The sequence below is a fragment of the Sphingomonas sp. CFBP 13714 genome (genome assembly GCF_014842205.1).
In the GTDB taxonomy this organism is placed as follows: domain Bacteria; phylum Pseudomonadota; class Alphaproteobacteria; order Sphingomonadales; family Sphingomonadaceae; genus Sphingomonas; species Sphingomonas aerolata.
Genome location: NZ_JACYVG010000009.1, coordinates 109,597 through 121,320, shown reverse-complemented (window position 1 = coordinate 121,320; position 11,724 = coordinate 109,597). Strand labels below are relative to the sequence as shown.

Sequence of the window (11,724 nt, the reverse complement as noted above, 5' to 3'; positions counted from 1 at the left end):
CGCCGACAACCTAGCCACCCCATCGCCCGTCGCCAATCCTGGAACGCACTTGCCGCTCGACACTGCACCACCTAGCTCTGTTGCTATGGCGTCTCACTCCCCTTCGAGCCACTCCGCAACCGTCGATCGTCCGCTGGTCGATCGGCATCAGCGGACGATCAAATATCTGCGGATTTCGGTCACCGACCGCTGCGATCTGCGGTGCCGTTACTGCATGTCCGAGGCGATGACCTTCCTCCCGCGCGCAAAGCTGTTGAGCCTCGAAGAGATCGCGATCATCGCCGAGCGATTCATCGCGCGCGGCGTGACCAAGATCCGTCTCTCGGGCGGCGAGCCGCTCGTCCGCCGCGACGTCGGCGATCTCGTCAAGCGACTGGGTGGCAATCTCGGCCGCGGGCTTGAGGAGCTGACGATGACCACCAACGGCACGCGGCTGGCGGAGCATGCGCCGGCGATGGTCGATGCGGGCATCCGACGCGTCAATGTCAGCATGGACAGCCGCGATCCCGAACGGTTCCGCTACATCACCCGGCACGGCGACGTCGCGCAGGTGATCGGCGGCATCATGGCGGCGCGCGATGCGGGCCTCGCGATCAAGATCAACATGGTCGCGCTCAAGGGCTTCAACGAGGACGAGATCGCACCGGTGCTCGCCTGGTGTCGCGACGAGGGGTTCGACCTGTCCCTGATCGAGACGATGCCGCTCGGCGCGATCGACGAGGATCGCACCGATCGCTTCCTCCCGCTCACCGGCGTGTTCCGCGATCTCGAGACCCGGTTCCGGCTCGAGCGCGATTCGTACAAGACCGGCGGGCCGGCGCGCTACTGGAACGTCGACGGCACCGGTACGCGGCTCGGGCTCATCTCGCCGCTGACCGCCAATTTCTGCGAAGGCTGCAACCGCGTCCGCCTCACCACCGAGGGCAAACTGTATCTGTGCCTCGGGCATGACGATCAGGTCGACCTGAAGGGTGCGCTCCGCGACGGCGGCATCGCCGGGCTCGACGAGGCGATCGATGCTGGCCTCTACGCCAAGCCCAAGCGGCACGACTTCCGCATCGGCGAGGGCGAAGGTCCCGCGGTCGCGCGTCACATGAGCGTCACCGGCGGGTGACCGACTATGTCCGCCGGGCGCTGGTAGCCTCCGCCACCCCGCCGGCACAGGCCGCCGCCGCCCAGCTCGCCGATCTGGGCGACTGGGTCGAGCCCGAGGAGGCGGATGTCGTCATCGCGCTTGGCGGTGACGGGTTCATGCTGCAGACGCTCCATGCGATGCTCGAACGACGCAAGCCCGCGGTCCCGGTGTTCGGAATGAACCTGGGTACCGTCGGCTTCCTGATGAACGAGTGGCGGCATCACGGCCTCGAAGACCGGCTTTCGCGCGCCAAGCCGTTCAAGGTCACGCCGCTGAGCATGACCGCGACCGGGATCGACGGACGCACCCTCACCCTCCCCGCGATCAACGAGGTCTCGCTGCTGCGCGAGACGCGCCAGACCGCCAAGCTCGAGGTGACGGTCAACGACCGCGTCGTGCTCGCCGAACTGGCCTGTGACGGCATCCTCGTCGCGACCCCTGCGGGCTCGACCGCCTATAATCTGTCGGCACAGGGCCCGATCCTGCCGCTCGGTTCGGGCATGGTCGCACTGACGCCGATCAGCCCGTTCCGTCCCCGGCGCTGGCGCGGTGCGATCCTGCCCGACAAGGCGCGGATCGGCATCCGCGTGCTCGACCCCGGCAAGCGCCCCGTCTCCGCGGTCGCCGACCAGCGCGAGATCCGCGACGTGGCACAGGTCGACATCTGCATGGACCGTGCGCGTGAACTCACCCTGCTCTTCGATCCCGAGCATGCGCTCGACGACCGCATCACGATGGAACAGTTCGCAGCATAGCCCCGGCCCCGGCGCAATTTGTTGCAGAAATCGACAAAAACCGGGTTGCATCGTCCAACTGGCCGTTTATAGAGCCGCCTCCGGCAACGTTCCCTGATAGCTCAGCGGTAGAGCTCTCGACTGTTAATCGAGTGGCCGTAGGTTCGAATCCTACTCAGGGAGCCATTTTCAAGCCGCGAGATCTCGCTTCTGGCGAGACGCCCCGCGCCAGACCGCGGCAAGATCCCCCGATACACTATTTGCAATACAACCCTCACGGCACGCATCCCGCGCGTCCGACCGGCGTTGACCCCTGACGACCAGAGCGATTGGGGCAGACGATGAAATCGGTGATTCTCCCGGGCGGCGAGACGGTGCCAGCCCTGGGCCAGGGAAGCTGGATGATGGGCGAGCGCGCCGATCGTCGCGAGGCCGAAACCGCAGCGTTGCGCGCAGGCGTCGAGTGCGGGATGACGCTGATCGACACGGCGGAGATGTACGGCGACGGCGCCGCCGAGACGCTGATCGGTAATGCGCTCCACGATGTCCGCGACACGCTGTTCCTCGTCAGCAAGGCCTATCCCCAGAACGCCTCGCGCGATCGCCTCACCGCCGCCTGCGAGGCGAGCCTTGGGCGGCTGAGGACCGACCGGCTCGACCTGTATCTGCTGCACTGGCGCGGGTCGGTACCGCTGGCCGAGACGGTCGAGGCGATGGAACACCTCAAGGCGGCGGGCAAGATCCGGCACTGGGGCGTCAGCAATCTCGATACGCAGGACATGGCCGAGCTCGCTGCGGCGGGCGGACAGGGCTGCGCGACCGACCAGATCCTCTACAACCTGACCCGGCGTGGTCCCGAGCATGACCTGCTCCCCTGGCTCGACCGTCACGACATTCCCGTCATGGCCTATAGTCCGGTCGAACAGGGCCGGCTCCTCGCTGATCCGGAACTGGCGCGGATCGCGCGCGACATCGGTGGGACGCCCGCGCAGGTCGCGCTCGCCTGGGTGCTGCAACGTCCCGCGACGATCGCGATTCCGAAGGCCGCGAACATCGCGCATGTCCGCGAAAACCGGGCGGCCGCCGATCTCGTGCTGTCGGCCGAGGATCTTGCCGCGCTCGACACGGCCTTTCCCCGCCCGCGGTCACCACAACCGCTCGAGATGCTCTGAGCGCGGCATGGCCGGCAGCACGCCCCCCAAGGCCTATCCGACGACCCCCGACGGCCGCTATTTCGTCGTCCGCGGCCGATTGTGGCGGTGCGCGGATCCGTCGCTGCCCGAAGCCGATCGTGCCGAGTTGGTGCGGGCGCTGATGGCGGCGCGACGCGCGGTCGGCGTGGCCCGACGTCGGGACGATACCGACGCGGTCGCCGCTGCACGTGCCGACGTCGATGCGGCCAAGCATGGGCTCGGCGAACGCGGCCCGGTCTGGTGGCATGACGGGTCGCCCGACTATAACCGCCACATGGCCGCCAACACCCCCTATGCGGCATGGTTCGCGGGAATTTCGCCCTCGATCTGAGCCGATGCGGCGACTGGTACGTTCAACAGGGATGATAGTGACGACCCTGCGAGCCCGGCTCGCGTCCGGCGCGATGCCGCTTGCACTCCTCCTGACGAACGGCGCCGCCGGTGCCCACCCTGCCCAGACTGCGCCGAGACGCGCCGCGCCCCCTGCCAAGCAGAGCGCCGTGCCCGCTGCGGTCGGCGGCGTCGTCATCAGCCGGCAGGCGGTGACGGACGCGACCGTCCGCGCGGTCTACACCAAGGCGAAGTGGCGTGCGGTCTGGTCGGATGCAGACGTCGCGGCGCTCAACACTGCACTCGGCGACCGCAGCCGTCACGGGCTCGATCACGTCGCCTTCCTGCCCGACCTGCCCGCCGACGCGGCCCCGGCGGATATCGACGTCGCCCGCACACGCGTCGCGCTCGCCTATGCCGGTGCGCTGGCAAGGGGCCGCGTCGATCCGGCGACGCTGCATCAGGTCTATACCCTGCCGCGACCCAGCGTCGATCTCGCCACCGGGCTGGTCGCCGCAATCGCGCGGCACAAGGTCGACGACTGGCTCGAAAGCCTCGCCCCGCAGGATGCCGACTATCGCCTGCTGTCCGACGCCTATCGCGTCTTCAGCGAGAAGGCGCTCAACGCGCCATCCGGCCCGGCACCGCTCGAGCCGCCCGCCCAGACGGGCGCGGCCGCGCTGATCCGCGTCGGCACCCGCGATCCGCGCGTCGCAACGATCGTCGAACAGCTGGTCGAGAGCGGTTATCTCCTGACGCCCGGCCCCGGCCCCGGCCCCGTCACCGCGCCGACGCTGGCGCAATCCGCCTCGACCATCGCCGGCCTCCAGCCGGCCACCCCGTCCAGCGCCCCGGTCTATACGCAGGCGATCGCCGACGCGATGAAGGGGCTGCAGACCGATTACGGCATCGCCGCGGACGGGATCGTCGGGCCCGAAACGCTCAAGGTCCTCAATCTCGGACCCGGTGACCGCGCGCGCGCGCTCGCGGTGGCGCTTGAGCGACGGCGCTGGCTCGAACGGACGCCCCCGGCGACGCGGATCGACGTCAACACCGCTGCCTCGCAGCTGCGCTATTACCGCGACGGCGTGCTCGTCGATCAGCGCAAGGTGATCGTCGGCGAACCCGGTCGCGAGACACCGGCCTTGTCCTCGCCCATCTACCGCCTCGTCGCCAACCCGACCTGGACCGTGCCCAAGTCGATCCAGAACGGCGAGATGGCCAATGTCGACGATGCCTATCTGCAGGAGCACAACATGGTCCTGCGCGACGGCTGGATCGTCCAGCAGCCCGGCCCGAGCAATGCGCTCGGCCTCGTCAAGTTCGACATGGCGAACGACCAGGCGATCTATCTGCACGACACGTCCGCCCCCGGGCTGTTCGACCGCAGCCAGCGGCATCTGAGCCATGGCTGCGTCCGCGTCGAGGATGCGATCGGCTTCGCGCAGATGCTCGCCGATGACCAGGGCGTTACCGAGGCATGGCAGACCGCGCAGGCGTCGGGCGAGATGCAGTTCGTCCCGCTGCCGCGCCGCATCCCGGTGCGGCTGCTGTACGAGAATGTCTATGTCGGCGACGCCGGCAAGGTCGCGTTCCGTACCGATCCCTATGGCTGGAACGATCCGGTCGCCGAACAGCTCGGGTTCGAGCGATCGGCGGCGCGGCGTGCGGAAGCCCGCGACATCGATATCGGCCCGTGAGCGTGGGGCGCGACTAGCCCCTGCTCGCGGCAATGTACCGCGTGACGTTGCCGGTCAGCACGTCGAGCGGGACATTGCCGCCGGCGAGCACCGCCTGATTGAAGTCGCGCACGTCGAACCGCGTACCCAATTCGGCCTTGGCGCGGGTCCGCTGGGCGACGATCTCGGTCTGTCCGATCTTGTAGCCACAGGCCTGACCCGGCCAGGCGCAATAGCGCTCGACCTCGCTCACCGCGTTGCTCATCGGCAGTCCGGTCGCGGCGACGAATTCGCGCAACGCCTGTTCGCGCGTCCAGCCCATCGCATGGATCCCGGTATCGACCACCAGCCGTACCGCGCGCCATGACAGCCCCATGAAATAGCCGAGCCGCCCCGCCGCATCGCCGTCATACAGGCCAAGCTCGTCGGCAAGCTGTTCGGCGTAGAGCGCCCAGCCCTCGGTATAGGCGTTGAACGCAAGCACCGATCGGATCAGCGGCAGCTGCTGCGCATATTCCCCCTGCCAGACATGCCCGGGAATGCCCTCGTGGAATACCAGGTCGGGGATCGTGACGCGGTTGTGGATCGTGGGATCGCCCAGATTGACCCAGATCTTGCCCGGGATCGATCCGTCGAGCGCGCCCGGCCCGCCATAGGCGGCGGGCGCCCCCGCCTCCTGCGCGAGCGGCATCCGCCGGATCTCGAGCCTGGCGGTTACCAGCGTGCGGAAGGCCTTTGGCAGGCGCGGGCGGATCGCGTCGATCCGCCCCTGCATATAGGCGACGATCTGCTGGCGACCGGCATCGTTGTTGGGGAAGGCGATGTCGGGCCGACGCTGCAATTCAGCCGCGCGCTCCGCCACCGTCCCCTTGGTCAGCCCGAAGCCCTTGAGGATCCTGTCCATCTGCGCCTGAAGCTCGACGAGCTGCGCACGCCCCAGCGCGTGGATCTCCGCCGGGCTCCGTCGCGTCGTCGTCCCCGCGCGCAGCCCCCAGCCATACCAGGCCGCGCCATGCGGGCGCGATCCCAGTCCGGCGACGTCGGTTGCGACCGCGCGCTGCGCGATGAGTTCCGCGATCTGCCGCTCGAGCGCGGGGATGACCGCATCGCGGACGATCTGCGTCGCACGCCGGGTCCAGTCGCCGGGGATTGCCTGCGTTTTGCGTGCAAGGGGCCCGATCAGCGGACCGTCGACCGCCGCCGCCTCGGCCAGCGTACGTCGCATCCCGGCCAGCGTCTTGTCGAGCAGGAAACTGGGCGGGACCAGCCCCTGCTCGCGCGCGGTGCGCACCCTGCCCGTCTCGTCATCGAGCTGTTTCGCCATCGCCGTGACCCGCGCGAGATAGGCCTCGGCATCCGCCGCCGTGCGCAGCGGCTGATCGCCGTCGAGCAGCTGCGGCACGTCGAGCCACGCGCCGACATTCTGGATGACGGCATAGGGCGTGTTGCGCCAGTCGCCGATCGTCGCGACGCCGTAAGGCAGCGCCATCCCGTCCAGCGCGGTCTGGAACGCGCTCTGCGTCACCGCAATGCTGGTCAGCGTCGCCTGATCGATCCCGTCGCGCGGCAGCCGGCCGAGCGCCGCCAGCCCGTCGGTCAGGACGCGTCGCCGCGCGGCGATGCCCGCCGGCGACCGGTCGTCGAGCTGCCCCCGCAACGCCGCATGCGCGCCGGTGTCGAGGCCGAGCCCGGTCGCCTTGCCGGGATCGAGCGTCAGCAGCTGCCACGCGAGCCGGTCGAGAAGAGCCGCCGCGTCGGCGGATGTCGACGAGCGGCCGGCAGTCTGTGCGGAGACGGGTGCGGCGGCGAGCGTGGCCGCGATGCCGGCAAGCGCGTCGCGGCGGCGGAACAGGGGTCGGTTCATTTGCGAAACATGGACTCGCCATTCGCCGCGGTCAAACGCACCACCGTGCCATCACGGTGGACAAACACCCGCCGCCGCCTAGAGGTCGGCGGGGAAAAGGGCTGAGTTACGTGACGATCGGACTGAAGGACATCGCTGCACGCGCAGGCGTCTCGATCGCGACGGTGTCGCGCGTCCTGTCGGGCAAGCCCGTCCGGCCTGCCTATCGCAGCCGGGTCGACGATGCGCTGGCCGCGCTCGACTATCGCCCCAATCTGGCGGCGCGGCGGCTGCGTTCGACGCGCGCGAGCGTGATCGGGCTGATCGTGCCCGATATCGGCAACCCCTTCTTCGTCGCCTTCGTCCAGGCGGTCGAGGGCTATGCCTGGCGCGAGGGGCTGCGCGTCATCCTGTGCAACAGCGGCGAGGATCCCGCGCGCGAACGCTATTACCTGCAATTGCTCGAGGACGAGCGCGTGTCGGGCATCATCCTCGCCCCGACCCGGGCCGGCGGCGTGCCGGAGACCGCGACACCGCTCGTGCTGGTCGATCGGGTGGAGGGGACGCCGCAGGTCGACAGCGTCAAGCTCGACAATGCCGGCGCGGCGGGCGCGCTGGTCGACGCGCTGCACGCATCCGGCTGTCGGCGGATCACCGGCCTGTTCGGCGAACGCGGCAGCACCGCGGTGGACCGCCGTCATGGCTATGCGGCGGCGCTCGACCGCCACGCGCTCCCAGCCCAGATCATCGACGTCCCGCACGAACCCGCGGCGCGGGCGGCCTGCGTGCGGACCGCGCTCGCCGACACCGCCTGCGACGCGGTGCTGGTCGGCGACACGTTCCTGATGCTCGAGGCGGCGGTCGTGTTGCGCGGCCGAACCGAACCGCAGGCATCGCCCGTCCGGCTCGCAGGGTTCGACGACGCCGCCTGGTTGCGCCTGCTCGACGCCGCACCGATCATCGTCGAGCAGCCGGTCGACGAGATGGCGCATGCCGCGCTGGCGCTGCTCGTCGAACGCATGACCGGGGCGGAGAGCGACGCCGTCCGGCTCGTCTTCAACGGGACGATCGTCAGCCCCGCCTGAGGTTCAGGTCAGGCGGCGGCGGCGATCGCGGTGTGCCCGCGCGTCGGACGGAACCGGCCGCTGCGCAGCGCGGTCTCGATATCCTCGAGGCTCGCGCCGGCCGTCTCGGGCACGAAGAACAGCACGAACACGAACGACGCCAGATTGACCCCGGCATAGACCCACATCGTCGAGCCCAGCCCGATCGCATGGACCAGCGACAGCGCGGTCCCCGTGACGATCAGGTTGCTGCCCCACAGCATCGCCGCGTGCAGCGCGGTCGCGGGGCCGCGCATCGCCAGCGGGAACATCTCCGCGCCCAGCAGCCAGCCGCACACCTGGATGCCACCCGAATTGAAGAGCATGAACGCCAGCAGGAAGCCGATCGTCAGCCAGCCCTGCCAGCCGCCATGCGCACCGCTGGCGAACATGATGCCCAGCCCGATCAGGCTCACGACCGATCCCGGAATCATCACCAGCATCAGCCGCCGCCGCCCGATCCGGTCGACGAACAGACAGCCAAGCAATGTCATCACCGCATAGACGATCGCGACGCCGAGGCTGGCGAGCAGCGCCGACTCCTTGCCGAACCCCACCCCCGACAGGAAGGTCGGCGCGTAGTAGATCATCATCTCCAGCCCGCCGCATTGGGTGAAGAACGCGACGCCCAGCGCCGCGATCAGCGCCGGTCGCGCCCAACTCTGGCGAATGCCGCGCCAGCCGCTATCGGCCGGATCCGCGTCGGTCGTCGCATCGCGGATCTGGGTGACTTCGCGGCGGATCTCGCGGCGTGTGGTCCGCACGCGGCGCAGCACGTCGATCGCGGCGTGGATGCCGATATTCTCCGCGGCCCAGCGCGGGCTGCGCGGCATGAACGCCATCGCGACGAAGACGATCGCAGCGGGAATCGCCGCAACCGCGACCATCGTCCGCCAGCTCCAGACGTCGTGCAGGCCGAACCCGACGACGCTGGCGAGCAGGATGCCGACGCCGATCGCGACGTTGAACATCGTCACCAGATTGCCGCGACGATGCTGCGGCGCGAGTTCGGAGATGTACATCGGCACGACCTGCGTCGATCCGCCGACTGCCATGCCCAGGAACACCCGCGCGGTGATCAGCGCGCCGACGCTCGGCGCCAACGCACAGGCGATCGCGCCCAGTGTGAACAGCGCGCTCACCCCCATCACCGACAGCTTGCGGCCGATCCGTTCGGACAGCCAGCTCGTCGCCAGCGCACCGATCACCGCGCCCGCCAGGATCGCCGCGGTGACGATCTCCTGCATGCGGTGATCCAGCCCGAACTCGTCGGTGATCGACAGCAGCGCCCCCGATATGATCCCCGTGTCATAGCCATAGAGCGCGCCGCACACCGCAGCGACGAACGCTGCGGTGCGCAGCACCCGGTCGCCATTGGCATAGGGTTCGGGAATTCTCGGCTCGTTGCGCGCCGTCAGGCTGCGCCGCGTCAGGGATGGGGCGATGCTGTGATCTGTCAAAACGTAGAGGACTCCGGGGTTGTTGAAAGGCTGTTCAGCGCGGGCGCAGCGCGAAGCGGCGACGCCAGGACGGCAGGCGGATCTGCTCGCGCGCCCAGGTCAGCAGACCGGCGCCGATGATGACGGCGATGCCGGCAAAGGTCGGCAGGTCGACGCTCTGGTGAAACACGGTGTAGCTGAGCGCGACCGCCCAGATCATCTGGCTATATTGCGGCGGCGCGATCCGGCTGACCGCGACGCGTTGCGCCGCCAGCATCAGCAGCGCCTGGCCGAGGATTGCGAGCAGGCCATAGCCAGCAAGCAGGACCATCTCGGCCCCGTCCGGCCAGCGGAACGCCTGCAGCCACAGCAGTGCCGCGCCGTTGATCACCAGCGGGCCGATCAGCCCCGCGCCGAGCATCGACACGCGCTTCTCGCCCGCACCACCGGCGCGAAACAGCACGATGACGATAGCGCTCGACAATGCGCACAGCATCGCCGCGCCATGGCCAAGGTCGAACGCGCGCAGCCCGGGACGCAGCACCATCAGCACACCCACGAAGCCGATCGCCACCGCCGCCCAGCGCCAGGCACCGACCTGCTCCTTCAGGAACAGCATCGACAGCAACGTCACCAGCATCGGCATCAGGAAGATCAGCGCGAACGCCTCGGGCATCGGCAGGCGCGTGAAGGCGACGACGCTCGACAGGCCGCTGATCGACGATCCGATCGCGCGCGCCAGCCATAGCGAGCGGCGCGTCGCGCTGAACACGTCAAGCAGACGATCGCCGGGCGTGCGCACGAAGGGCAAGGCGACCAGCCCGAGCAGTGCACCGGTGAACGTCACCTGGAACGGGCTGAACGCGCCTTCGAGCAGCCGTACCGACGCGTCGCTGAACGCGAAGGCAGCATAAGCCAGGAAGGCCAGCGGCACGCCGCCGATGGCCGCCAGACGCGCGCCATGGCTCTGAATGGTAAGATCGATGCTCAATTGCGTCTCTCGGGCTGGCGTGGACGGTGACGACTCCCCGGAGCCGCGGGCACGAACAAACGCCGCCACCGCCCGACGTCACCGGATAGCGGGGCGGCAAACAGCTCTGTCTCTTTGCGTATCCCGCTCCTACCGACAGCAGGTGAAGGACGCAACAGAAAACGTTTTCTGTTTTAGCCCCCCCGTCGTAAGCACCCCGCTTCGATCGCGCGCAATTGCGGCTTGGCGCGGCTGACGGTACGACCGGGCGATCACCCGTGACGATGAGGATATCCTATCGCAATGAAGCTCGCCGATCTGGCCGTGCTCGCCGGCGTTTCGACCGCAACCGTGTCACGGGCCCTGGCCGGGCATTCGTCCGTCAATGCGCAGACACGCGCACGCATCCAAGCGCTGGCGCAGGAACATGACGTCCGTCCCAACCAGCTCGCGCGCAACCTGCGGCTGAAGAGCACCGGCGCGATCGGACTCGTCCTGCCGCTCGGCCATGCCCGCACGCAGCATCTCACCGATCCGTTCTTCCTGACCCTGCTCGGGCTGCTCGCCGATCTGCTGGTCGAGCGCGGCTATGACATCCTGTTGTCGCGGGTCATCCCCGACGGCGACGACTGGCTCGACCGGCTGGTCGACAGCGGCCGCATCGACGGCCTGCTCCTCGTCGGCCAGTCTGACCAGGGGGCGGTGATCGAACGCGTGTCGCACCGCTATGCGCCGCTGGTCGTGTGGGGCGCGTACCGGGCGGACCAGAACCATCTGACGATCGGCTCGGACAATGTCGCGGGCGGACGTCTCGCGGGCCGCCGCATGATCGACCAGGGCCGGTCCCGTCTGATGTTCGTCGGCGACCCCGCCCCGCCCGAATTCGCCGATCGCCACGCCGGGTTCGCCGCCGCCGCCGCGGAGGCGGGGCTCGCCTGCGAGGTGCTCGAAACGCCGATGACCCCGGAGGCCGTGCACGCGGCGATGGCGCAGCGACTCGCCGCCGCGCCGCCGCCCGATGGCATCTTTGCCGCCTCCGACGTCGCCGCGATGAGCGTGCTGCGCGCGCTTGCCGAAGCCGGGATCGACGTCCCCACCACCACCGCCGTGATCGGCTATGACGACGTCACGCTCGCCGCGCACACCTCCCCCGCGCTCACGACCATCCGCCAGGATCTCGCCGAGGGCGCCGCGCTGATGGTCGATCGCCTGATGCAGCGGATCGCGGGCAACGCGACCGGATCCGCGATCGTCTCCCCCGTCCTGATCGAGCGCCAGTCCGCCTGAACCTCTCCGCC

10 protein-coding genes and 1 tRNA gene are annotated in these 11,724 nt (G+C 69.1%); 8 read left to right on the top strand and 3 right to left on the bottom strand.

Translation table 11 applies throughout. The features are described from left to right. Positions 1 to 85: 85 nt before the first annotated feature. From moaA to IFT54_RS18030, 6 genes are all read left to right on the top strand, one after another. Positions 86 to 1,114 (top strand): GTP 3',8-cyclase MoaA, encoded by a 1,029-nt coding sequence (moaA, locus tag IFT54_RS18055; protein WP_192071627.1) that lies wholly within the window; start codon positions 86 to 88, stop codon positions 1,112 to 1,114. Beyond that, positions 1,111 to 1,890, top strand: a complete 780-nt coding sequence (locus IFT54_RS18050; RefSeq protein WP_056405940.1) for an NAD kinase — start codon at positions 1,111 to 1,113, stop codon at positions 1,888 to 1,890. The genes moaA and IFT54_RS18050 overlap by 4 nt, the downstream gene beginning before the upstream one ends. 90 nt (positions 1,891 to 1,980) lie before the next feature. Then, positions 1,981 to 2,055, top strand: a tRNA-Asn gene (locus IFT54_RS18045). Between the two features lie 155 nt (positions 2,056 to 2,210). Beyond that, entirely contained in the window at positions 2,211 to 3,041 is an 831-nt protein-coding gene (locus IFT54_RS18040) for an aldo/keto reductase (protein ID WP_192071626.1), read from the top strand. Between the two features lie 7 nt (positions 3,042 to 3,048). Continuing rightward, the gene (locus IFT54_RS18035; RefSeq protein WP_183937323.1) at positions 3,049 to 3,393 is read left to right on the top strand and encodes a hypothetical protein; all 345 of its coding nucleotides are present in this window, start codon (positions 3,049 to 3,051) and stop codon (positions 3,391 to 3,393) included. Between the two features lie 37 nt (positions 3,394 to 3,430). Then, positions 3,431 to 5,092 (top strand): L,D-transpeptidase family protein, encoded by a 1,662-nt coding sequence (locus IFT54_RS18030; protein ID WP_342354864.1) that lies wholly within the window; start codon positions 3,431 to 3,433, stop codon positions 5,090 to 5,092. Positions 5,093 to 5,105: 13 nt separating this feature from the next. Here IFT54_RS18030 and IFT54_RS18025 read toward each other — a convergent pair whose 3' ends face one another. Then, positions 5,106 to 6,935 (bottom strand): DUF885 domain-containing protein, encoded by a 1,830-nt coding sequence (locus IFT54_RS18025; protein ID WP_192071625.1) that lies wholly within the window; start codon positions 6,933 to 6,935, stop codon positions 5,106 to 5,108. Positions 6,936 to 7,045: 110 nt separating this feature from the next. Between IFT54_RS18025 and IFT54_RS18020 the strand changes: the two genes are divergently transcribed. Beyond that, positions 7,046 to 7,999 (top strand): LacI family DNA-binding transcriptional regulator, encoded by a 954-nt coding sequence (locus tag IFT54_RS18020; protein WP_197984742.1) that lies wholly within the window; start codon positions 7,046 to 7,048, stop codon positions 7,997 to 7,999. A gap of 8 nt (positions 8,000 to 8,007) precedes the next feature. Here the strand turns inward: IFT54_RS18020 and IFT54_RS18015 are convergent, their stop codons facing one another. Then, on the bottom strand, positions 8,008 to 9,477 hold the full coding sequence (locus tag IFT54_RS18015) for a sugar porter family MFS transporter (RefSeq protein ID WP_197984741.1): 1,470 nt from the start codon (positions 9,475 to 9,477) through the stop codon (positions 8,008 to 8,010). A gap of 34 nt (positions 9,478 to 9,511) precedes the next feature. After that, positions 9,512 to 10,447 carry a DMT family transporter gene (locus IFT54_RS18010; protein WP_197975323.1) on the bottom strand — a complete coding sequence of 312 codons (936 nt, stop codon included), beginning with the start codon at positions 10,445 to 10,447 and terminating at the stop codon, positions 9,512 to 9,514. A 282-nt stretch (positions 10,448 to 10,729) separates the two neighbouring features. Here IFT54_RS18010 and IFT54_RS18005 point away from each other — a divergent pair, with 282 nt between their 5' ends. Then, positions 10,730 to 11,713, top strand: coding sequence for a LacI family DNA-binding transcriptional regulator (locus tag IFT54_RS18005; RefSeq protein ID WP_192071623.1), 984 nt, complete (start codon positions 10,730 to 10,732; stop codon positions 11,711 to 11,713). The last annotated feature ends 11 nt before the right edge of the window (positions 11,714 to 11,724 follow it).